This window comes from Bradyrhizobium nivariense (assembly GCF_029846695.2).
GTDB lineage: Bacteria > Pseudomonadota > Alphaproteobacteria > Rhizobiales > Xanthobacteraceae > Bradyrhizobium.
In genome coordinates this window covers 280866-303998 of record NZ_JARWCR020000001.1, presented here as the reverse complement: position 1 = coordinate 303998, position 23133 = coordinate 280866, and the positions used below count along the sequence as shown (strand labels likewise).

At 64.0% G+C, this 23133-nt stretch carries 18 protein-coding genes and 1 pseudogene; 14 read left to right on the top strand and 5 right to left on the bottom strand.

Going from position 1 to position 23133, the window contains the following annotated elements; all coding sequences use genetic code 11:
• Positions 1-3 precede the first annotated feature (3 nt).
• From QCM77_RS01470 to QCM77_RS01460, 3 genes are read left to right on the top strand one after another with little or no spacing between them, the layout of a single operon-like run.
• The gene (locus tag QCM77_RS01470) at positions 4-726 is read left to right on the top strand and encodes a heme-copper oxidase subunit III family protein (RefSeq protein WP_279665827.1); all 723 of its coding nucleotides are present in this window, start codon (positions 4-6) and stop codon (positions 724-726) included.
• Between the two features lie 9 nt (positions 727-735).
• Positions 736-1137, top strand: a complete 402-nt coding sequence (locus tag QCM77_RS01465) for a cytochrome C oxidase subunit IV family protein (protein WP_279681587.1) — start codon at positions 736-738, stop codon at positions 1135-1137.
• Between the two features lie 33 nt (positions 1138-1170).
• Positions 1171-1464, top strand: coding sequence for a GYD domain-containing protein (locus QCM77_RS01460; RefSeq protein ID WP_279665829.1), 294 nt, complete (start codon positions 1171-1173; stop codon positions 1462-1464).
• Positions 1465-1555: 91 nt separating this feature from the next.
• On the opposite strand, the gene QCM77_RS01455 is transcribed toward QCM77_RS01460, so the two are convergent.
• Positions 1556-1906 (bottom strand): RidA family protein, encoded by a 351-nt coding sequence (locus QCM77_RS01455; RefSeq protein WP_279681586.1) that lies wholly within the window; start codon positions 1904-1906, stop codon positions 1556-1558.
• 331 nt (positions 1907-2237) lie between these two features.
• Between QCM77_RS01455 and QCM77_RS01450 the strand changes: the two genes are divergently transcribed.
• A complete protein-coding gene (locus tag QCM77_RS01450) occupies positions 2238-4559 on the top strand; it encodes a molybdopterin guanine dinucleotide-containing S/N-oxide reductase (protein WP_279665833.1) in 2322 nt (773 codons plus the stop codon).
• A 1088-nt stretch (positions 4560-5647) separates the two neighbouring features.
• On the opposite strand, the gene QCM77_RS01445 is transcribed toward QCM77_RS01450, so the two are convergent.
• On the bottom strand, positions 5648-6631 hold the full coding sequence (locus QCM77_RS01445) for a helix-turn-helix domain-containing protein (RefSeq protein WP_279681695.1): 984 nt from the start codon (positions 6629-6631) through the stop codon (positions 5648-5650).
• Positions 6632-6984: 353 nt separating this feature from the next.
• On the opposite strand from QCM77_RS01445, the gene QCM77_RS01440 reads away from it, so the two are divergent.
• Positions 6985-9867, top strand: coding sequence for an ATP-binding protein (locus QCM77_RS01440; protein WP_279681584.1), 2883 nt, complete (start codon positions 6985-6987; stop codon positions 9865-9867).
• A 31-nt stretch (positions 9868-9898) separates the two neighbouring features.
• Here the strand turns inward: QCM77_RS01440 and QCM77_RS01435 are convergent, their stop codons facing one another.
• A complete protein-coding gene (locus QCM77_RS01435; protein WP_279681582.1) occupies positions 9899-10606 on the bottom strand; it encodes a hypothetical protein in 708 nt (235 codons plus the stop codon).
• 118 nt (positions 10607-10724) lie between these two features.
• A pseudogene (locus tag QCM77_RS01430) lies at positions 10725-13566 on the bottom strand (ATP-binding protein).
• A gap of 315 nt (positions 13567-13881) precedes the next feature.
• Between QCM77_RS01430 and QCM77_RS01425 the strand changes: the two are divergent.
• The 7 genes from QCM77_RS01425 (at position 13882) to msrA (ending at position 19308) form a co-directional block, all read left to right on the top strand.
• Positions 13882-14550 carry a sensor histidine kinase gene (locus QCM77_RS01425; RefSeq protein ID WP_279681580.1) on the top strand — a complete coding sequence of 223 codons (669 nt, stop codon included), beginning with the start codon at positions 13882-13884 and terminating at the stop codon, positions 14548-14550.
• Between the two features lie 33 nt (positions 14551-14583).
• On the top strand, positions 14584-15273 hold the full coding sequence (locus tag QCM77_RS01420; RefSeq protein WP_279681579.1) for a VOC family protein: 690 nt from the start codon (positions 14584-14586) through the stop codon (positions 15271-15273).
• Positions 15274-15538: 265 nt separating this feature from the next.
• Positions 15539-16852: an epoxide hydrolase family protein gene (locus QCM77_RS01415; protein WP_279681576.1), complete on the top strand. Its 1314-nt coding sequence runs from the start codon at positions 15539-15541 to the stop codon at positions 16850-16852.
• A gap of 64 nt (positions 16853-16916) precedes the next feature.
• On the top strand, positions 16917-17765 hold the full coding sequence (locus QCM77_RS01410) for an enoyl-CoA hydratase/isomerase family protein (RefSeq protein WP_279681574.1): 849 nt from the start codon (positions 16917-16919) through the stop codon (positions 17763-17765).
• A 109-nt stretch (positions 17766-17874) separates the two neighbouring features.
• Positions 17875-18297, top strand: a complete 423-nt coding sequence (locus QCM77_RS01405) for an OsmC family protein (protein WP_279669106.1) — start codon at positions 17875-17877, stop codon at positions 18295-18297.
• A complete protein-coding gene (locus tag QCM77_RS01400) occupies positions 18240-18755 on the top strand; it encodes a cupin domain-containing protein (protein ID WP_462804281.1) in 516 nt (171 codons plus the stop codon). Before QCM77_RS01405 ends, QCM77_RS01400 begins: the two co-directional genes overlap by 58 nt.
• Before the next feature lie 37 nt (positions 18756-18792).
• Positions 18793-19308 (top strand): peptide-methionine (S)-S-oxide reductase MsrA, encoded by a 516-nt coding sequence (gene msrA / locus QCM77_RS01395; RefSeq protein ID WP_279681570.1) that lies wholly within the window; start codon positions 18793-18795, stop codon positions 19306-19308.
• A 370-nt stretch (positions 19309-19678) separates the two neighbouring features.
• Here the strand turns inward: msrA and QCM77_RS01390 are convergent, their stop codons facing one another.
• Positions 19679-20302, bottom strand: a complete 624-nt coding sequence (locus QCM77_RS01390; protein ID WP_279669109.1) for a TetR/AcrR family transcriptional regulator — start codon at positions 20300-20302, stop codon at positions 19679-19681.
• 141 nt (positions 20303-20443) lie between these two features.
• Between QCM77_RS01390 and QCM77_RS01385 the strand changes: the two genes are divergently transcribed.
• Together QCM77_RS01385 and QCM77_RS01380 are read left to right on the top strand one after the other, a co-directional pair.
• Positions 20444-21589, top strand: a complete 1146-nt coding sequence (locus tag QCM77_RS01385) for an HlyD family secretion protein (protein ID WP_279669110.1) — start codon at positions 20444-20446, stop codon at positions 21587-21589.
• Positions 21586-23082: an MDR family MFS transporter gene (locus tag QCM77_RS01380; protein ID WP_279681569.1), complete on the top strand. Its 1497-nt coding sequence runs from the start codon at positions 21586-21588 to the stop codon at positions 23080-23082. Before QCM77_RS01385 ends, QCM77_RS01380 begins: the two co-directional genes overlap by 4 nt.
• Positions 23083-23133 lie beyond the last annotated feature (51 nt).

The window sequence follows — 23133 nt, the reverse complement described above, 5'->3', positions numbered from 1 at the left end:
CAGATGGCAGAAACGGTGCTCATAAACCAGGTAGAACCGCCGGCGCGGCCTGCAGGGTGGCGAGGCATCGCCGCCGATTGGTCCTCGGATCAGCGCGCCTTCAAGAACGTTTCCTGGGGGAAGGCCATGATGTGGATCTTCCTTCTCAGCGACACCTTCATCTTCAGCTGTTTTCTGCTGGCGTACATGACGGCGCGAATGTCCACGACCGTGCCGTGGCCCAATCCCAGCGAGGTCTTCGCCCTCACGATCGGGGACAAGAACATCCCGCTCATCCTGATCGCGATCATGACCTTCATCTTGATCAGCAGCAGCGGCACGATGGCGATGGCCGTCAATTTCGGTTATCGCCGCGATCGCGTGAAGACTGCAGCCTTGATGTTGGCCACGGCGGCATTCGGCGCAACGTTCGTCGGAATGCAGGCCTTCGAATGGACCAAGCTGATCATGGAGGGCGTCCGGCCCTGGGGCAACCCCTGGGGTGCGGCGCAGTTTGGTTCAAGCTTTTTCATGATCACTGGCTTCCACGGCACCCACGTGACGATCGGCGTGATCTTCCTGATCGCCATTGCGCGAAAGGTTTTGCGGGGAGACTTCGATGTCGAACGGCGCGGCTTTTTTACAAGTCGGAAAGGGCATTACGAGATCGTCGAGATCACCGGCCTGTACTGGCATTTCGTCGATCTCGTGTGGGTGTTCATCTTTGCGCTTTTTTATCTCTGGTGAGGTCGCAGCATGACGAACGTCGCGGTACATCTTGAAGCGCAGCAACACTCGCTGCAAGCCCCCGTGCATGACGCACTTGCATCAGGAGCCACGCAGGCAAAGGGCCAGCAGCATCCGATCAAGCTCTATCTCGTGGTCTGGGGATGGTTGTTTGTTCTCAGCACCTGCTCCTATCTCGTCGACTATTTTGGCCTCCATGGCCATCTCCGATGGTCGCTGATCCTGCTGTTCATGGTGTTGAAGGCTGGCCTGATCGTTGCGGTCTTCATGCACATGGCCTGGGAGCGGCTGGCTTTGGCCTACGCGATCCTGCTGCCGCCGGTGCTGGTGTTGGTATTCGTGACGATCATGGTGTTCGAAGCCGACTACACGCATCTGCTCCGGGTCTTGTTTTTCGCCCCAACGGCGTAGCTACCATTGCTTCTTACCAGGAGGAGGACGGCCATGACCACCTACGTCATGCTTGCAAATTGGACCGAGCAAGGCATCCTGAAGGCGAAGGACTCGCCACGCCGTCTGGACGCTGCGAAGCAAGCTCTCAAGGATATGAGCGGCGAGATCAAATCATTCTACCTGACCATGGGTGACTTTGACATGGTCGTGATCCTCGAAGCTCCGGACGACGCTGTTGCGGCGCGCTTTAGCCTGCAACTGGGGATGCTGGGAAACGTCCGGACGCGCACGTTGAAGGCGTTTCCCGAAGCCGCCTATCGGGAAATCATCAACTCGCTAGGCTAGAGCATGATCCGGAAAAGTGCGATCGATCCAGCCGTGCTGGCGGGCATCGATTTCGACGAGCTGTCGCTGCTCACCGGGAAGATCACCGCGACTATTGTCGAGCGGCGATGACCGTCATCTCGAGTTTGACGCCCCGACCGAGATCGGCCACGCCGATTGCGGCGCGCGCCGGCAGATGGGCTTCTGCAAAGTGCGCCTTCCAGGCCGCATTGAACCCCGCCTTCTCCCCAAGGTCGGTCATGTAGATGGTCACCTGCAAGACGTTGGCCAGATCGGATCCGAGGGTCTTCAGCAGGTGCGCCAGCTGCCCGAGGACGTCGTTTGCCTGGCCCGACATATCGAGGCTCGTGTCCTCGGGGACGATTCCACCGATGTAAAGCACGCCATTATGCTCGACCACTTCGTGGAGCAGACCTTCGTAGGGCGAGACGCGCTTGATCATGATCAGACCGATGTTGCTGTGGGGATGGGCGGCATATCGCACATTTCAATGTCACTGTCGTTGCCAGAGATTTCGCACGAAGTCTTACCGAAAGATGGATCGCGCTGCATCGAATGTGCCCTCGGTAAGGCATTGAAAATAAAAGAATAAATTGATCTGACAATCACCGCCGGTCGTTCTCTCGAACGTTCGCCAAGCTGTCCTTGCACGAGCGCCCGGCATTTCCGCCGACCCTGATCCCGACGACATCGAACAGCGGATCGTTATACTGCCACCCGAATTGACACGGGAGCGGCCGGGACCGTGCCGCGCCCTGAACAAGGATCAGACGATGGACGATACGATTGGCTTCCCCGACCCCGGCCTCGACCTCTCCGACGGCTTCAAGCCGCACACCTCGCATTGGGGCGTGTTCTCGGCGCGCAACAGCGAGGCCGGGCTCGAGGTCAGGGCGTATGCGGGCGATCCCGATCCGAACGGCATCATCGATAATTTCCCCGGCGCGTTGCGCCACCAGGCGCGCGTTACCCAACCCGCGATCCGCCGCGGCTGGCTCGAACGTGGGCCGGGCCCGGACGATCGCCGCGGCCGCGACGAATTCGTCTCCGTCAGCTGGGAGAAGGCGCTCGATCTGCTCGGTGACGAGCTCGGCCGCATCCGTGACACGCGCGGGCCCGGCGCCGTGTTCGGCGGCTCCTACGGCTGGTCGAGCGCGGGCCGCTTCCATCACGCGCAGAGCCAGGTGCATCGCTTCCTCAACATCGCCTTGGGCGGCTATGTGCGTTCGGTGAATTCCTATTCCTCCGGCGCATCCTCGGTGCTGCTGCCGCAAATCCTCTGCGGTTACGAGGACATCACCAAGCGCAACGTCACCTGGGAGCAGATCGCTGATGATACCGACATCGTGCTGGCGTTCGGCGGCATGGCGCTGAAGAACTCGATGGTCGCCGGCGGCTCGATCAGCAAGCATGTCGAGCGCGGCGCGATGGAGGCTGCGCGCCGCCGCGGCTGCGAGTTCATCCTGGTCAGTCCGTTGCGTGAAGACCTGCCCGTCGAGGCCGGCGCCGAATGGATGACCTGCGTGCCCGGCACCGACACCGCGCTGATGCTCGGCATCGTTCATACGCTTGTGCGCGAGGGCCTGCACGATCAGGCGTTTCTCGATCGCTACACCGAGGGCTGGCCGGTGTTCCTGCGCTATCTCATTGGCGAGAGCGACGGCCAGGCCAAGGACGCCGAATGGGCCGCCGCGATCTGCGGCGTCGACGCGGACACGATCCGCAAGCTGGCGCGTCGCCTCGCCGGAAAGCGCGCGCTCATCACCGTCTCCCATTCGCTCCAGCGCGCCGAGCATGGCGAGCAGCCGGTGTGGATGGGCATGGTGCTGGCGGCGGCGCTCGGCCAGATCGGGCTTGCCGGCGGCGGCTATGCCTATTCGTTGGGTGCGATCGGCTACTACGGCCGCCGCGTCAACGACGTGCCGGGGCCGACACTGGGGCAGGGCCGCAACGCTGTCCGCGATTTCATTCCGGTGGCGCGCATCGCCGACATGCTGCTCAATCCCGGCAGCACCTATCGCTACAACGGCGAGACGCGCACCTATCCGGACATCCGCCTCGTCTACTGGGCCGGCGGCAATCCCTTCCATCACCACCAGGACATCAACCGTCTGCGCAAGGCGTTTGCGAAAGTCGATACGCTGGTCGTGCACGAGCTGGCATGGACTGCCACGGCCCGGCATGCCGACATCGTGTTGCCATCGACGATGACGCTCGAGCGCGAAGACATCGGCTATTCCAGCAACGATCCCCTGATGGTCGCGATGCACCGGATCGCCGAGCCGTTCGGCCTTGCGCGTGACGATTACGAGATCTTTGCCGACCTCGCCGAACGTCTCGGCGCGCGCGAGCCCTTCACCGAGGGGCGTACGTCACGTCAGTGGCTGGAACATCTTTATGAGCCGACCCGCGCTTCGCTCGAAGCGCGCGGTTTGGAGGCGCCGAGCTTTGAAAAATTCTGGGAAAGCGGCAGCCTGGTGGTGCCGCAGCAGCCCGACGACGGCGGCCGGCTGCGCAGCTTCCGCGACGATCCCGTCAATCACGCTTTGCCGACGCCGAGCGGTCGCATCGAGATATTCTCAGCCAAGATCGCGGGCCATGGCGATGCCGATTGTCCGGGCCATCCGGTCTGGCTCGAGAAGTCCGACATGCCGAAGCCGGACACGCCGTGCTTCCTGGTCGCCAACCAGCCGGTGACGCGTCTGCACAGCCAGCTCGATTTCGGCGGGCATTCGCTTCAAGGCAAACATCGCGGCCGCGAGGTCGCGCGTATGAACCCACAGGACGCAGACGCGCGCGCGATCAAGGACGGCGACATCATCCGCCTGTTCAACGCGCGCGGCGCCTGTCTCGCCGCGGTCCACGTCACCGACGACATCGCGCCGGGCGTCGTGCAGCTCCCGACCGGCGCCTGGTACGACCCGATGGACCCCGAAGACGACGCGCCGCTCTGCGTGCACGGCAACCCGAACGTGCTCACCCGCGACGTCGGCACCTCGTCCTTCGCGCAGGGCTGCACCGGCCAGCTCACGACAGTCGAGGTCGAGAAGTTCACCGGCAATCTGCCGCCGATCCGGGCGTTCGATCCGGTGTAGGGACATCGCCATAGCCCGGATGGAGCCAACCGGGCTACGGGGGCTTGCTGTGTCGCCCCTCTGTCAACCTCGTTGCGCGAAAATATTCCACTTTACCGAAATTCGGAAACGGCGTATGTGTCGCCCATCCCGGCTCATCCTTGAGGGGCGATCTTGTGGTCGTCATGTTCGCGAGCCGGGCTTGCGGTGGACGCGGCAGCGTTCGGGTGCGAGAGGTCTGGGGCAGGGCGGATTGCTCTCCGTGAGCCCAAAACTTCGTGCCGACGAGCGGCGCTGCCAGGTTCGTCTCGTCATCAGGTCGACGGCAACGTGCACAACGTCGTCGAAACCGGTGGTGAACAGCGAGCCGTGCGTACGGCAAAACCGTGTGGTCCTGGCCGTCGTTGCTACGGTCAAGTGCTTGCGGATGCGGCATCTGCGTCAACCGGCGCGGTGCCGGTGACTTCTGCGAGGATGAGGGAGGCCAGCAGGAACTCGGCTCCCGGGAGAGCACGGCATAAGCCGTCCAACCACTGCGCAGGGAAGGCCGAGTGATTGGCTACACCTGTATGCTGCTGTGCGGTTCTTTTGCGCTACCTTTCGCGCAGCGGACCGCGGGTGCCAGCCGGCACCCGGCCTTCCCTGTGCCCTCTTGGATTTGAGGGTGGAATGACCAAGCAAAGCTCGGGCGAAATCAGTCGCGAGGATGCGAAGGCGTGTCTGCGTCTTGAAAGCGAAAGTTAAGCGGGATTCCGCTCTCGTGCCCCGGACGCAGCGCAGCGCTATCCCGGCGATGCGAAGCATCGTCCGGTTCAGCGGTGCGCTGCAGAGCCGGGGCCCATGTCGCCGCATTGTACCGTGTCGCCCCTGGATCCCGGCTCTGCGCCGCAACGCCATAAGCGCGTTTACGCGCGCCTTCGACGCGCTATGCGCGTTGCAGCGCGTCCGGGACATGAGCTCGCAATGAAGATAGTTGGCGCGCGTCCACGAAGAAAAATGGGGCCGCCCTGTGGGGGTGCAGGACGGCCCCGAGAGGCTCGCGGGCCCGGGAGGAGGAGGGCGCGAGCCGATGCAAGTGCAGGCACTTGCACCAACAGGCACTGGTGCAATCACGCGGCTGCGCTGATCCAGTTGCTCTCCGGAGAACGGCAGCGCGGCGGGAGCGCTTGCATCTCGCGCCGTTCGCCCTTGCTGGCGAGGCGCCAGCGTGCCGGAGATTGATCGCTGATGCGCTTGAACACCGTCGAAAAATGCGCCTGCGTGCTGAAGCCGACGGCAAGCGCGATCTCGGCCAATGGCCGCTCGGTGCTCGCCAGCAACGTCTTGGCATGCTCGATCCGGTGATTGAGCAGATATTCGCGGGGCCGGTAACCGGTCGCGACGCGGAATTGCGCCGCAAAATGCATTCTGGACAGGCCGGCGACATTGGCGAGCTCGGACAGGCTGATGCAGCGGTGGAAATGATCGGCGATATATTGCTCGACGCGCCGCAGCCGCCATTTCGGCAGGGCATTGACCCTGGCGCGCGGCAGTTCCAGCCGCGCGAGATGCATCGCAAGGGTCTGGCCGATGCAGCGTGTAAACTGGTGGTCCGCGGCGTCGCCGTGTTCGATCAGCGTCTTGGCAAGCTCGGCTGCGAGCGGGTCGCGCAGCAAGACGAGGTCATTCAGTCCGTCGGTCGCGGCGAATTGCGCCGGAAAATGATCCGCGGAGATGTGAAAGTGCAGGAAGGCGCAGGGCGACTGGAATTGCACGCCGAGAGGCTTCGACGGCGCGGTGAGATACAGCGTGCCTGCAGGCATGGTGCCGTCGAAAATGATCTGGCGGTCCCGCGTCAGTTTCGCGCGCGTGGTCTTCAGGGCGATACCGACGAAATAGCGATCCTCGGGTGTCGTCGCTTCGTGCGACGACGTGCTCCGCGGATCTTCCCATCGCGAGATATTGATGTCTTCGACGGCAGCCTCGGGGCCGCGATCGATCTGACGCCATTGGCTCTCCCGGGTGATCGCCTGGGTTGCTTGGGGGATCTCGCGATCCCGCGGGCCGGCCGGAAAATCGATCCAGGCATGCGCCGCCTGCAAGTTGGTCAACATCACTCGTCCTCTCCCGGCTTTGCCGCTGTTTGCAACCGGCAAACGCGCAAAAGCCCGCGCTTTCGATGTTGAGAGGATAGGCGTGAGCTGGCCAGGAAGCCCGTTAGTGGTGATTAGGATCTGTTAGTTTTTGTGGATGCGCATCAGGTGCGGCAGCTCGTCGCGGGAAGCGTTGTTTTGTACAATTTATCAGATATTTGCGCAGCCCTGCCCCAACTCCGGAGAGCACAGGCCGCCGCGTGGCGATCGATGCAGCGGGGTGAGTTCCGTGCAGGGCCCTCGCTGGACCTCGCACCGGTGCGGGGTATAGTCGCGCCGCATTTCGATGGAGCGGCCGTCAAGATGAGTCAGAAGTGACCGAGCTCTCGGGAGGACATCGCCCCCGCGGCAGCGGCGCCGCAACGATCCTTGATTTCGATGCCGTCGCGTTCGGGCCATTTTCGCTTCGGTCGCGGTTGCTGGAGAAGGATGGCTTGCCGGTCAGGCTCGGCAGCCGCGCGATGGATATTTTGCGCCTGCTCGTCAGCCGCGCCGGCGAAGTGGTCCCGAAGGACGAGATTCTCGGCTATGCGTGGTCCGGACTCTCCGTCGAGGAGATCAGCCTGCGCGTCCATGTCGCGGAGCTGCGCAAGGTGCTCGGCGACGGAAAGGATGGTGCCCGCTACATCACCAACGTCCCAGGCCGGGGCTATTGCTTTGTCGCGCCCGTGCGGCGTGGCGAGCGTGCAGGGGTGTCGGCGCTGGCGTCGGGGGCGTCGGAAAGGGCCGCACCGCCGCCGTCTCTGCCGCATCGATTGGACCGGATGGTCGGGCGGGAGGACGCTGTGGCCGAGTTGGCGGCGCGCTTGCTCCGCGATCGCTTCGTCACGCTGCGAGGGCCGGGCGGCATCGGCAAGACCACCGTTGCGACCGCGCTCGCGCATGAGATGTGCGATAGCTTCGACGGCAACGTCCATTTCCTCGAATTCGGTCCGCTGAAGGACGCGGCCCTGGTCGCGAGCACGGTTGCCGCCGCGCTCGGCCTCGTCGTGCACCACGATGATCCCTCGGGCAGCATCATCAATTTCCTGCGTGGCCGGCGGCTGCTTCTCGTTCTCGACAGCTGCGAGCACGTCATCGAAGAGGTCGCACGTCTTGCGGAAAACATCTACCGGGAGGCGCCCGGCATCGTCATCCTCGCAACCAGCCGCGAGTCGCTGCTGGTGGAAGGCGAGCAGATTTTAGAGCTCGCTCCGCTGCCGGGTCCGCCGCAGGGCACCCGCCTCGGTACCGGCGAGGTGCTGGCTTATCCCGCTGTGCGCCTGTTCGTCGATCGCGCCGTCGCCGCAGGGCATCGCGACGACATCACCGACGAGGATGCCGAGGTCCTGGCCCGGATTTGCGGCAAGCTCGATGGCATCGCGCTCGCGATCGAGCTGGCTGCCGCGCGCGTCGGTCTCTATGGACTACGCGAGATGGCGGCTCTGCTCGACGACCGGCTGCAGCTCGAATGGCGCGGGCGGCGAACGGCGCCGCCGCGGCAGCAGACGCTCGGCGCCACGCTCGACTGGAGTTTCGGTCTGATCGGCGAGAGCGAGCGGATCGTGTTTCAGCGCCTCGCCGTCTTCGCAGGTCATTTCACGTTGAAGGGCGCGATAATTGTGGCGGCCGGGGAGGAGATGCCGGAGGATCGCGTCGTCGAGGCGCTGGAGCAACTCGTGGCGAAGTCGCTGGTTTCCGCCCAGCCGGACGGCGCATCGCGGCGCTATCGCCTGCTCGACGCAACGCGTGCCTATGCCCTGCAGAAACTGGCCGACGACGGACAACTGGCAGAGATCGCGCGCCGTCACGCTCTCTATGTTCAATACATGCTCGAAGCGGGCATGAGGGATAAGGAGGGCACCGATCATGCATCCCGTTTGCAGGAGCGCGCGGGCCTGCTCGCCGATGCCCGCGCGGCGCTGCAATGGGCTTATGCCAACGACGACGGCGCCGGCTTGCGCGTGCCGCTCGCCGGCAGCTGCACAAGGCTGTTCGTCGAGCTCAATCTGCTCAGCGAGGCCCGCATCTGGTCCGATCGCGCACTCGCAATGCTCGACGAGGCCGACCGGGGCGGCAGATGGGAGTTCGAGCTTCAGTCGACGCTCGGTCACGCCTTCATGTTCACCGAGCGCAACAGCGAGCAGGCGGAAGCGGCGCTCCGGCGCGGGCTGGAGATCGCGGAAGCGCATGGGGACCACGCCAACACGTTCAGGCTGCTGTCGCGGCTCAACATGTTCTACCGCCGGACCGGTGGCTATCGGCATCTGGTGCCGACTGCGCTTCATGCCGAGCGGATCGCGCGTCTGATCGGCGATACCGCGGGCATCGCCGGCAGCAAAGCGCTGCTCGGTGTGTCCTATCACCTCGCCGGGGACCAGGCCGAAGTGCAAGCCCATCTTGACCAGGGCGTACGCGACGACGCTGCGCTACGCGGCGCGCAACCCGGGCATTTCGCCTATTCACGCACGCCGCAAATTCCGCTCGCGCGCGTGTTATGGCTGCGCGGCTTTCCCGATCGTGCGCTCGAATGCGTCCGGCCGCTTGTCGGCGCTTCAGCGCCGCGCGACGCGGTCATGCATTGTATCGCGCTATGCTGGTCCGCCTCGGTGTTCGGCTGGGTTGGCGACTGGTCGTCCGTCGAGGCCATGACCGATCGCCTGGCTGCGCATGCGAGCATGCACGGACTCGTGCCCTACGAAGCCGTCGCGACGGGTTTTCGGGCGCAGAGCATGATCGCCCGGGGCGAGGTAGCCGGCGGCGTCGACCTCTTGCGGAGCGCGCTTCCACGCCTGCACGCCGATCGCTACGAACTCTATGCCTCGGCATTCACCGCGGATCTGTCTCGGGGCTTGGTCACCTTGGGACGATTGGCGGAGGGCATTCAGATTCTTCACGAGACCATTGTGCGGATCGAGCAGGAAGGCGGCGCCTTCGACATGCCCGAGCTGCTCCGGCTGCGGGGAGAGCTCGAGGCCCATGGCGCCAATCTCGAAGCGGCCGAGGCCGATTTCGTCGCGTCGCTTACGCTCGCCGAACAGCAGGGCGCATTGTCCTGGCGGCTGCGAGCCGAAATGTCGCTGGCGCGGCTTCGGGTTTGGCAGGGTCTGCAAAATCCTCTCGAACAGCTCGCCAAAACCTATGCCCGGTTCTCGGAAGGGTTCGAGACCGCCGATCTCAGCGCGGCACGGCGCATGCTGAACGAGCCGGCGGGCTGATCAGATCGACGCGAAATTTTCGCGCGTGCCGCTACTCGAAGACGGCGTCAAAGATCTCGACATCCATCAGCACGGGCTTGGCGACCACGGTTCCGTCGGGCCGCAGCGTCTGCGCGCGTCGGAGCGTCGGCACCACGATGCCGCCGAACCTGTCATGGGCCCAGGAGTAATGCGCGACTTTCATCCCGAACAGATCGTGATCGGTCCGCCGTTGCAACGCGTTCTCGTCAAAATAGAAGATCTGCTCGGGCGCGAGCGCGATCAGGCTCGGCGGGAACTGCGCCCGCAACCGCCGCCATGACTCTGTGTTCTCCTGCCACGGTGGCAGTTCCTCCACCACCACATCGGGATGGGCGAGCAGGAACGGATTGGTCAGATAATTCCAGATCGCGACGCCGCAGAAGAAGACGAGGTGCAGTTCGTCCGCGAGCGCGGGCGAACCGGCCTCGGTGAACGCAAGGCTCGGATTGCGCCAGGTCCGCAGGACCTCACCCTCGAGGCTTTCGATTGTGATCGCGTCCGGCTGAAACGAGCCGGAGTGTTCGCCGCCGGTGATGCCGGTGAAGCGGACCGACTGCGTGCGGGTCGAGCCCTCCGCGGTCACGTCCTTGAATTCGCTGGCATGTCCGGCGCTGGAGAACAGCGTTCCGGCGACGGAGAGGTGAAGCGTGAACCGGCTCAAGCTATTCCAGCGGGCCATTCCGCCGCTGGCATCAATCACATCGTCAAGAAGCGCCATGTCCCGCCATATCCACCATGAAGTGCGACCACCATGGCGGGGCGGATGCGGCTTGGCGTGTTAGAAGTTGTTAGGAGTTGCGAGCGCGTAGCATGGCGGTATCTCATTGAAGATACTCTCAATTCAGCGCCGTAAGGAGCCTCTTGGCGGCGACGAGATCACGGGTCTGAAGGCCCTCCTGATACCGCGCCACGAGTGGGGTGAGCAGGGCGCGCGCGTCGGCGGCCTTGCCGGCCCGCTCCCAGACGCGGCCAAGGCTGATTGCTCCGCGGAGCTCCCAGCCGACCGCGCATTGCCGCCGCGACAGATCGAGCGATTTGCGCAAATAGCTCTCGGCCTCCGCAGCGTTACCCGACTGCGCAAGGATATCGCCCTTGATCCTGAGCATCTCCGGCATGTCAAAGGATTCGCCGTGATCGGGGATCTCTGCGATGGCCTCGTTGATCGTCTGCAAGGCTTCGTCGGCCTGGCTCTGGGAGGCAAGCCCCTCCGCGAGCGCCGTCGCGAACACCGTCGTCATGATCCGGTGCCGCGTCGCGTACAGCGTGGCCTGGCTGCGGCGAAGGTGCTCGATCCCCCCAGTGACATCGCCGCGGCGAACCAGCAGTTCGCCCTTCTGGCCGATGCCGACCGCGTGATACGGGCCGAGGAAGTGCCGCGCGGAATGGTCGATCAGCCGCTCGATCAGGATTTCGGCATTGGCCCAGTCGCCGACCCAGAGGAACACGTAGATCGTCCAGATCAGGGAAATACCGAGAGTGAGCGGCTGCTCGAGCAGCTCGGCCTCGCGAACGGTGTATTGGGCCGCCTCGATCGCACGATCGGGCCGGCCGGTGAGCCAGAGCCCGCGCGCCAGCGCCACCAGCGCAACAATGCGGTCGTCATAGCCGAGATGGCCGATATTCAGGCGCTGCGAGCCGGGATTATGCACCATCGCGCTCTCGCAGAACTGCACCGCCTTGTCCTGGTTGCCGATCAAATGATGTGCGACGCCCAGCATCCATTCGACGTTCAGTGTGCTGGCGGGATCGTTCAGCTTCCGCGCAACGCTCGCACCCTGTTCGCCGGTTCCAAGCGCGCCGTGAAAATCCCCGACCCGGGTCAGGTAAATGTGCAATCCACGCAGCAGCCAGAGCTGCCAGTGCAGGTCCTCGAGCTCACGGGCGCTGGAGGCTGCGCGTGAATGCCGACCGGACCGCTTCGGTATTGCCCTGCGTGAACATCGCGGAGACGCCGAGCGCGGCCTGCAAAATCATTTCATGGCGGCTGTCGATCGGGGTTGTATCGAGCGATGCCAGCGCCTGCTGGGTCCAGCGGTAGCATTCCGTCAGCAATGTCAGCTCGAGGAAGAACTGGGCCGCCGACGCCGCCAGCTCCACGCCGATGGCGTGGTCGCCGCTGTCCGAAAAGCTCCAGGTCAGCGCGGCCCGGACATTGGGCAGGTGATCGGCATAGGGAAGGAAGCCGCCCGCCGTCTGCATGCCCGTGGATTTGAGGGCAATGTCGCGCAGGAAGTCGCGGAAATAGTCGGCGTGGGCGCGCGCGGCGCGGTCGGCTTCCCCGTTCTCGACGAGCTTGTCCGCGACGAAGGCACGTGTTGTGTCGAGCAGGCGATAGCGCAGCCGCCGCTCCGCAGGCGACGTCGCGATCAGCGATTTGGAAAGCAGATTCGAGATCGCCTCGACGGCTTCCGGCTCGCCGATGCCCTGACAGGAGGCGACCGCAAGCGCGGCTTCAAGGGTGAACGGCCCGACGAACACCGACAATCCGCGCAGCGTTGCGCTTTCGGCTGCCGGCAGCAAATCGTAGCTCCAGGCGAGCGCCGCGCTCAGGGTCTGGTGCCGCGGGACAGCGGTGCGCCGCCCGCGCCACAGCAGCGAGAAGCGGCTGTCCAGCAACGAGGCGGTCCCGGCAATGCCATAGGCGTTCACACGCCCGGCCGCGAGCTCGATCGCGAGCGCAATGCCGTCCAGCCGCCGGCAGATCTCGGCAACGAGCGGCGCGTCCTCCTCGCTGAGCTCGAATTCGCTCAAGCTCTCGGCAATGCGCGCCACGAAGAGCTGAGTTGCGGGATAGGCAAGGATGTCGGCAATGCCGAGCCCGTCGCGCTGTGGCGGGCAATCCAGCGGAAACAGCCGATGGACACGCTCACCTTCGGCGCGGAAGGATTCGCGGCTGGTGGCGAGAATATGCAGCTCGCCCGCTTCACGAACGATGCGCTCGGCCAGCGGGGCGAGATCTTCGAGGATGTGCTCGCAACTATCGAAGACCAGCAGCATCCGCCGGCTGCGCAGGAACGTCAGCAGTCCGGGCATCGGGTCGTCGGAATTGACGGTCAGGCCGAGCGCAGCCGCAATCGTTCCGGGAACGAGCCGGGCCTCTCTCAGTGCGCCGAAATCGACAAAACACACCTGGCCGTCGAAGGTCTGGAGCTCGCCATGCGCGACGGCCAGTGCGACCGAAGTCTTGCCGATCCCGCCGGGGCCGACGATGGTGACGAAGCGATGCAGGGCAAGCTCGGCGGAAATTCTCTCGACCGCATCGTCACGTCCGATCATCTTCGCGAGCGGCGAGGGCAGCGAGCGGGGCGAAGCCGCGGGCAGGCTGGTCCGGTTCTCCAAAGGGGCAGCCCGGAGCAGCGGTGCCGCGAAACAATAGCCGCGTCCGGGGACGTTGACGACGTAGCGGGCGCCTTCGCCGGCATCGCCCAACGCCTTGCGCAGCGTCGTGATGTGGAAGCGCAGGCTGCCTTCGTCGACGTTCACGTCGGCCCAGATGCGCCTGATCAACTCCCGCTTGTCCACGACCTCGCCCGCGCGCTCGGCGAGAAAAACGAGGATGTCGAGCGCACGGCCGCCGAGGTGAACCGGGGCGCCGTCCTTCTCGAGCAGGCGCGACTTCGCGAACAGCCGGAATGGCCCGAAGGCAATGGCCGAATCCTGGTCGTTAGTGTCCGGCACGGGCCAATGATTCCAGTGAAAGGGCTGAACTCTGCACTTTGATCTAGCAGAAGAGAACTCCGAGTAAACTGGTTGAAAGTGGCGAAATCGCGTGGCGGTTCGCCGCAATCGGCCGATTGCGTACGGTCGATCCGTCGCCAATTTTGCTTAAACGCAAGAAGAGGCAGCATGCCTGACCGCCCGAGATGACAGTTTGGATCCCGGTCGTCGTGGCGCCGATCATAACAAAAACTTGCAACGTCTAACGAGCAAAGCACATAAACTGCATCCAGTATGGTCTCCGAGTTAGACGCTACATCCAACGGGGAGGCTATGATGTCCGGTATCGGTGCTCGGCCGAACGACCATGTCGTTCAATCTCAATTTGTCGCCAGTCTTGTCCAGCAGTCGCGTGACTGGGAGCTCGTGCTGCGGGAATCCCATCATCGGATGAAGAACACGCTGACGCTGCTGGGTGCGTCGGTTCGCCGCGATTTCACACGGGCAGGCACCCGGGACGTGTCGCTTGCCGCGGACCGGCTCGAGCGGCGCATCGTCGCCTTCGGCAGGCTCTATCAACTCCTGTCCGACAATGGCGACCATACGGCGATCCCCGTAGCGGCCTTCTTCGAAAACCTGTGTGGAGCGATTTCCGAGGCCGTGCTGGAGCCGGCGGGCATCCGCTGCGAGGCTGCCGTTGAAAGCGGTACGCTGCCGGCATCGCAATGTCACCGGCTCGCGCTGATGCTGACGGAGCTGGTGACGAATGCGGCAAAGCATGCCTTCCCCAACAGGAATGATGCACTGATCCGCATCGACATGGTCAATCGTGACGGCGCCTGGTTCTGCACGGTGGCCGACAACGGAATCGGCGCGACCGGGCCGCTTCAGGGCACAGGCAGCCGGATTCTCGAAGGTCTCGCACGCGGCATCTGCGCCCGGCTGCACGGCGAGGCGGGGGAAGACGGTACACGCGTGACCATCGTGATGCCGATCGCCGCTTGAAGCTCGTCTCAAATTCAACTCAGGGAGTTCGACATGCCCACACTCGAAATCGACCGCGACGCTCAGGTCAAGCCCTCGACATCTCGTGGCGTCGATCTGAGGCTCGAGGTGATCGTGATCCCGGTGTCCGATGTCGATCGCGCCAAGGCCTTCTACGCGCGTCTCGGTTGGCGGCTGGACGCCGATTTTGACTCCGGCGATGATTGGCGCGTGATCCAGTTCACGCCGCCAGGCTCGGCCTGCTCGGTGATCTTCGGCAGGAACGTGACGGCGGCGGTGCCCGGCTCGGTGCGAGGCTTGTACCTGATCGTCTCCGATCTGGAGGCGGCACGACAGGATCTGCTCGACCGCGGCATCGAGGTCAGCGCTTCATTCCACGGTGCCGGCGATGTTCACGCCGGAACCGACGAGCCATATCTGTTCGGCAGCGTTCGGGTCAATGGTGCTGACCCGGAGCGCGGCAGCTACAGCTCATTTGCCGCGTTCAGCGACCCCGACGGCAATGGCTGGCTGTTCCAGGAGGTCACCACGCGATTGCCGGGACGCATCGCGGGCGAGGGCACGACATTCGCTTCGCAGGCTGCGCTGGCGGCGGCACTGCGCCGTGCGGCGGCGGCCCATGGCGAGCACGAAAAGCGGACCGGCGGGCACGACGAGAGCTGGGCCGATTGGTACGCCGATTACATCGTCCGCGAGCAGGCGGGCCAGCCGCTGCCAGCCTGAGTTGGACAGCACGGAGTCTTCGACTGAACCAAGCCGGCCCGGCGCGCGATGACCGAGCTCATCGCGCGCCGTGTTGCTTTCGCTGCGAGCATCGCGGGGTCACTGATCGCTCCCCTCGCTGTCGCGCGGCTCGCAACGGCTAACGCGGTCTAACAACCCATAACGAGCAAATTGCCAGGGTCTGCGCCAATCTCTCTGCATGACGAACCGACGCGTTGATTTCGAATTCGGTCAGCGTCACCGACCAAAGTCAGGGAGATCGAACATGACTACGCAAGCACGTACCGACATTCTCAATCCAGATCGCCGTCAACTGTTGAGCCAGGCCGCGATGACCGCGGTTGCCGCCAGCGTGTCGAGCTTGCTGCCGCTGCATCCGGCGAAGGCTGCCGTGAGTGGGGCGGTTCGCCCGTTCCGCGTCAGCGTGCCCGAGGAGGATCTGCTTGATCTCCGCCGCCGTCTCGCGGCGACGCGCTGGCCGGATCGCGAGATCGTCGCCGATCAGTCGCAGGGCGTGCAGCTGACGACGGTGCAGCAGCTCGTGCGCTACTGGCAGGACGATTACGACTGGCGCAAGATTGAGGCGCGGCTGAACGCTTTGCCGCAATTCGTCACCGAGATCGACGGCGTCGATATCCACTTCATTCACGTCCGCTCCCGCCACGAAAACGCGCTGCCGATGATCGTCACCCATGGCTGGCCCGGTTCGATCATCGAGCAGATGAAGATCGTCGGCCCGCTCACCGACCCCACTGCACATGGCGCGAAGGCGGCGGACGCCTTCGATCTCGTCATTCCCTCGCTGCCCGGCCACGGCTTCTCCGGCAAGCCGACGGTGCTCGGCTGGGACCCCCAGCGCGTCGCGCGCGCCTGGATCGTGCTGATGAAACGTCTCGGCCATAACCGCTATGTCGCGCAAGGTGGCGATTGGGGCAATGCCGTGACGGAGCAGATGGCGGTGATCGCGCCGCCCGAGCTGCTCGGCATCCACACCAACATGCCCGCCACCGTTCCGGATGACATCGCCAAGGCGCTTCAGCCCGGCGGGTCGCGGCCGTCTAATCTCTCGGCCGACGAGGGCTATGCTTACGATCAGCTCGACGATTTCTACAAGCACGGTCTCGGCTACGCGATCGAGATGTCGAACCGGCCACAGACGCTCTATGGCCTCGTGGATTCGCCGGCCGGTCTCGCCTCCTGGATGCTCGATCACGATGCGCGCAGCGCCGCGATGATCGCGCGGGTGTTTGAAGGCAAGGCGGAAGGGCTGTCGCGGGACGACGTGATCGACAACATCACGCTCTACTGGCTCACCAACACGGCGGTGTCGTCGGCACGGCTCTATTGGGAGAACAAGCTGGTGTTCTTCGAGCCCAAGCACCTGAAGATCCCGGTCGCCGTCAGCGTCTTCCCGGACGAGATCTACGCCGCGCCGCGTAGCTGGACTGAAAAGGCTTATCCGAAGCTGATGCACTACAACCGCCTCGACAAGGGCGGCCACTTCGCGGCCTGGGAGCAGCCCGCGCTGTTCTCTGCGGAAATGCGCACCGCGTTCCGACCGCTACGTCAGTCGATCTGAAACGAGCAGGGACACGCGATTCCGCGCGTCCCTGACTGCCCATCCAACATCAGGAGCCACAATCATGAACCGTCCCGAACGCACTTTCACGACCGAAGACATTCGCCTGGAGCGCCGCCTGCCGTCGTACTGGCGCGTCACCTTCGACATGCCGCCGGTGAACATCTTCGGGCCCAAGCAGCTTCCACTTCTCAACGACATCGTCACGGCGATTGAAAACGATCCGCAGGTGAAGGTCGTGGTATTCGACAGTGCCGTCGAAGGCTTCTTCATCACGCATTACGACTTCCTGGCACCGCTGGAGGATTCGCTTCGTATTCCGCCCGGGCCGACCGGCCTCGAGGCATTGCCTGACATGCTGGTGCGTCTCAGCCGTGCGTCGGTCGTCTCCATTGCCTCGATCAGGGGCCGCGCGACCGGCGTCGGCAGCGAGCTGGCGCTTGCGAGCGACATGCGCTTCGCCAGCCGCGAAAAGGCGATCTTGTCGCAATGGGAAGTTGGTGCGGGCCTGGTGCCCGGCGGCGGGCCGATGGCGCGGCTGCCGCGCCTGATGGGCCGCGGCCGCGCGCTCGAAGTCCTGCTCGGCGCCGACGACATCCACGGCGATCTCGCCGAACGGTACGGCTATGTCAACCGGTCGTTGCCGGATGCCGAGCTCGACGGTTTCGTCGAAGCGCTGGCCATGCGCATCGCGTCCTTCGACAAGGACGCCATTGCCGAGACCAAGCGCCTCGTCGACGTCGCGAGCCTGCCGCCGGATGTCGAGATCAAGCCGGAATGGGACGCGTTCCTGGCGTCGCTCAGCCGCCCCGCGAGCCAGACCCGGATCAAGGCGCTGATGTCGCGCGGTTTCCACCGCGACGGCGACGTCGAGAACCGGCTGGGCTTCCATGTCGGACAGATCGGAAATTGAGGGAACCGCTGCGGCGCTCGACCGGTTGGAGAGGCGATAGGCGGCGACGCCGAGGCCGCATTCCACCGGTGCGGAGCGCCGGTACTGATACCAGAAAAGGAGAAGAGAGATGATCCGCAAGGCAACAGCAGTATGGAAGGGCACCGGCCGCGATGGCACTGGTCAGCTATCGAGCGAATCCGGCGTGCTCGCCGGGACGCCCTATTCGTTCAAGACCCGCTTCGAGAACGAGAAGGGCACCAATCCCGAGGAATTGATCGCGGCGGCCCATGCCGGCTGCTTCACCATGGCGCTGGCCTTCGGCCTGCAGCTCGCCGGCTTCACGCCGGACGAGCTCTCGACGGAAGCCGCGGTCAGCCTCGAGCCGGAAGGCAAAGGGTTCAAGATCAGCAAGTCGGCGCTGACGTTGCGTGCCAAGGTGCCGAACCTCGACGACGCAGGTTTCGCCAAGATCGCCGGCGAGGCCGAGAAGAACTGTCCGGTGTCGAAGGTGCTCAACGCCGCGATCACGCTCGACGCCAAGCTGATCTAGCTCAGCACACCAGGACTGCCGTCACGCCTCGCCAACATCAGCCGGACGAAGACAGGTTCCGGGCGATCCTGCCCGAGGATATCGCGTGGCAGCCGTTCCCCGCATTTCCGCCGGGCGCGCGGCTGGCCGTGATGGTCGGCCACCCCAGTGAACCCGGACCTTACGTGGTCCGGGTGAGGGTGCCAGGCGGCACCAGGCTGATGCCGCACAAGCATCCGGAGGACCGCATCTATACGGTCATGTCGGGTGTGTTCTACATCGGGCTCGGCGAAAGCTTTGATGGCGACAAAGTGACGGCTTATCCGCCGGGCAGCGTCATCGTTCTGCCCGGCGAGACCTGGCATTTTCATTGGGCCAAGTCCGGCGAATACATTACGCAGGTCTCCGCCATCGGGCCTCTTGGCCTCGAATACCACGACGACTATGATGACCCGCGTCGGCATGCGGTTGCAGAGTAGATTGCTGTGTATCTCGACTGAACGAAGGGAGCATCGAATGACGACGGAACGCGCAGTTCTGGCTGGGGGCTGTTTCTGGGGCATGCAGGATCTCATCCGCAGGCAACCCGGAGTCATTTCGACACGCGTCGGCTACACCGGCGGTGCGGTGAAGAATGCCACTTATCGCAACCATGAAGGCCACGCCGAAGCGATCGAAATCATTTTCGATCCCGCCAAGACCAGCTTCCGGACCATGCTGGAGTTCTTCTTCCAGATCCATGATCCGACCACGCTCAACCGTCAGGGCAATGATTTGGGCACGAGCTATCGCTCGGCGATCTTCTATACGAGCGACGAACAGAAGCGGGTCGCCGAAGACGCCATCGCCGACGTCGAGGCATCGGGTCTTTGGCCTGGCAAGGTTGTGACGGAGATCGCGCCGGCCGGCGAGTTCTGGGAAGCCGAGCCGGAGCATCAGGATTATCTCGAACGCTATCCGGACGGCTACACCTGCCACTTCATCCGTCCCGACTGGAAGCTGCCGCGGCGCGGGGCTGCAGCGGCAGGCTAGAGCGTTTTCGAGCGAAGTGGGATACCGGTTCGCGTGAAGAAAACGCGTTAAGACAACAATCCAGAGCTTCGGTTCTGATTCAATCAGAACCGAGAATGCTCTGGGCCGCAGCTTCGCAGAACCTGGATTGAGGCATAGGGCATACTGCCGCCGGGCGCGGAGTTGCCATCGAAGCCAGTGAGATCATCGATCAATCTACGATGCTGTCATCGTCGGTGCCGACGATGCGCGAAAGCATTTGCGTTTGGTTGGAAGACGTTCGCCAGCTTTTCACGGAAGCGCGGGAGCGCAAATGTGTGAACTATCCCCTTCGCGCGCCGGCGGCAGTTTTCCAGTCTCGAGAATGCGTTGCCGCTCGGCACAGCTCGCGTCATCCGCAGATCACTTTGACCGCCTTCCGGGCAACCTCCCTCAGTTCGGCGCGGGAAGCGCCGGCACGGGCGCGGATCGCGATCGTATGCATCGTGGCCGAAGCGAGGATCGCAAGCGTCGCGGGATCGGCGTCGCGCTTCAGTTCGCCCTTATCCTGTGCGAGGCGGAATCGTGCCTCGAAATCAGCGTCGATCGCGCGAAGTCCCGTCGCGACACTTTTCCGGATCGCCGCATCTTCCGCGACCTCTGTGACCGCAGTCCCGACCACAAAGCAGCCGCGCGCGTGTCCCTTGCCCGAAAAATAGATCGACAGCGCCGCGTCATAGGCGAGCATCAACGCCTCGTCCAGGGGATGGTCTCCCGCGAGTGCCTCGCGCGTCGCGGTAAGGCTGATCTCCCAATAACGCGCGAGCGCCTCAAGATAGAGCGCGTGCTTGTTGCCGAAGACCGCATAGAGGCTCGGCGGGCTCATGCCGGTGGCTGCCGCCACCTTATCGAGGGACGTTCCGGAGTAGCCGGTCTTCCAAAAGGTCTCGGTTGCCCGCTTGAGGGCTGCCTGTGCGTCGTAGGTGGGTGGCCGCCCTCGCCGCGCGGGGCTCGTTCCGCTGCTTTTTTGCGTCATATCGTCAAAACCCCGGCTGCCGTGCGTCGCTGCAAATATTTGTATGGATCGTTATAAAAATCAAGAGGCGGAGACTTGATTGCAGGTCCATGGGACAGTATTTGTAACGAACGTTAGTTAATTCGATAGGTGAGGCCTTCGATGCGTTTCAATTTTGCGCCAAACGCCGGCTGGTCGAGCGATCGCAAGGGCATCCGCGGCAGCGAAGCTGTCGGGCAGTTGCCCGGACCGGAGCTCGGGAAGCGGTTGCGCCGCCCCTTGATGCTGGCGGTGCCGATCGTCGTGGCCGCTTTCGGCGTCTTCATGTATTTCGTCCAGGAACAATACGTCTCGACCGACGACGCATTCGTTCGCGCCGCCAAGGTGACCATCAACGCCCGGGTTTCCGGCCAGGCGGTTGAGATCGCCGTGCGGGACAATCAGCGCGTTCGGCAGGGCCAGGTCCTGTTTCGGATCGATCCCGAGCCCTACCAGATTGCCGTCGATCAGGCAGAGGCGCGGCTCGGCAGTGCGCGCCTTCAGATCGCCTCGCTCAAGGCGACCTACCGTCAGCAGCAGGCCGAACTGCAATCGGCCCAGGAATCTGCTTCCTTCGACGAGCGTGAGTTCGACCGCAAGAAGATGCTGGTTGCGTCCGACTTCACGCCGCGCGCGGTCTATGAGCGGGCCGAGACGGACATGAAGGTCGCTCGCCACCGCATGGCATCGATCGAACAGCAGATCGCCAACACGATCGTCGCCCTCAATGGCGATGCCGATATCGACGTCGATCGCCATCCGACAGTTCGCGCGGCCAGGGCACAGCTCGACCGGGCGCGGCTCGATCTCTCCTATGCCACCGTGACGGCGCCCGAGGACGGTATCGTGACGAAGGTGGACGATCTGCAGATCGGCGGGTTCGTCAATGCCGGCGCAGCCACGTTCTCGCTGATGTCGAACCGGCATATCTGGATCGAAGCGAATTTCCGCGAGACCGGCTTAACCCACATGCGTCCAGGGCAGGAGGCGACGATCGACGTCGATGCCTATCCGGATCGCAAGTTCAGGGCGCATATCGTCAGCATGAGTCCCGGCACTGGATCGGACTTCTCGATCCTGCCTGCGGAGAATGCCACCGGCAACTGGGTCAAGGTCGTCCAGCGTTTGCCGGTGCGCCTCGAATTCGACGATCTCGATCAAGGCCGGCCGCTGTTCTCGGGCATCAGCGTCACGGCACGGGTCGATACCGGCTATCGCCGCACCTGGCCGCATCTGCTCCAACCCGCGCTCGCGACGGAGGGCAAATGAGCACGCCCCTCCCATCGACCGCTACGCCCGGCGGTCGTCACGCCATCGCCGCGGCCGCCCTCATGGCGACCTACATGCAGGCCGTCAACATTTCGATACCGAACGCGGCGCTGCCCCACATTCAGGCGACGCTCTCGATAGCCAATGACGAGGTCGGCTGGGTGTTTTCCTCGTATATCGCAGCGAGCGCCGTGACCATGTCGATCACGCAATGGCTGGCGGGACGCTACGACCGCAAGCTGGTCTATCAGGCCGCCATCACGATCTTCGTGTTGGGTCTCGCCCTCGACACGCTGGCGACGACGTCGATTCAGTTCGTGCTGGCGCGAATCCTCCAGGGCGCGGCGAGCGGACCGCTTGCGCCGCTCTCGCTGGCGATCCTGCTCGAGGTGACACCGCCGGCGCGACATGCCCGCACGAGCCTGGCGTGGACCGTCTGCTCCCTGCTCGGCATCAGCAGCGGCCCAGCCATTGGCGGCTGGCTCAGTGAATATTACGGCTGGCCGTCGATCTTCTATTTCAGCCTGCCGATGACGGGCTTCATCTTCCTGATGATGGCTCAGCTGCTGGGCGAGAAGCGGGGGGAGCGGAGCCAGTCCTTCGACTTCTTCGGCCTGACGACATTCTCCGTCGGCATGATCGGGCTGCAGATGTTGCTCGACCGCGGCGAGCGCCTCGAATGGTTCGCCTCGACGGAAATCTGGGTCGAAGGGATCGCTTCGGTACTGGGTTTCTATCTGTTCAGCGTCCACGTCATGACGACAAAGGAGCATTTCCTCCGCACGGCGCTGTTCCGGGATCGCAATCTCGTGCTCTCGACGGTGATCTCCTTCGCGCTCGGCTTCGTCCTGCTGCCGACCCTGGCCTTGACGTCCCCGATGCTGGAGGAATTGCTCAACTACCCGGTCGACACCACCGGCTACATGACCATTCCGCGTGGCGTCGCGCTCGTGGGAGCGCTGGTGCTGACGAGCCTGGTTCCGGCGCAGATCGATTGCCGGCCGTTCCTCGTGGGTGGAATGGCGCTGGTGGTCTATGCCAACTGGCTGATGCTCGGCTATTCACCGGCGATGGATTGGCGGCCGGTGGTCGAGGCCGGCCTGCTCCAGGGAGCAGGTCTCGGCATGTTGCTGCCCGCGCTCGCCAGGGCCGCGTTCGGCACGCTCGATCCCAAGCTCCGCCCGGAAGGCAGCGCGCTGATCAACCTGTCGCGCCTCTATGGCAGCACTATTGGCATCGCGGTTGTCCAGCTCTTCTTCTACGCCAACACGCAGGCCGTGCACATCGCGCTCGCAAAGAACCTCACGTCCTATCGTGTCGCCGCTTACGTCGGGGGCTCGATCGGCAAGCCGGGCCTTGCGGCCCTCAACGGCATGGTCACGCGTCAGGCGGCCACGGTCGCGGTCATCGACCAGTTCGTGATCCTGATGTTCGCCATGCTCGTCGTGATCCCGCTCGTGTTCTTTCTCCGTAAGCCGCGGCCCATCGGTTAACGCCTGGAGCCGTGAAATGACATCGCATCGTCAATTTCGATCACCTCGTCC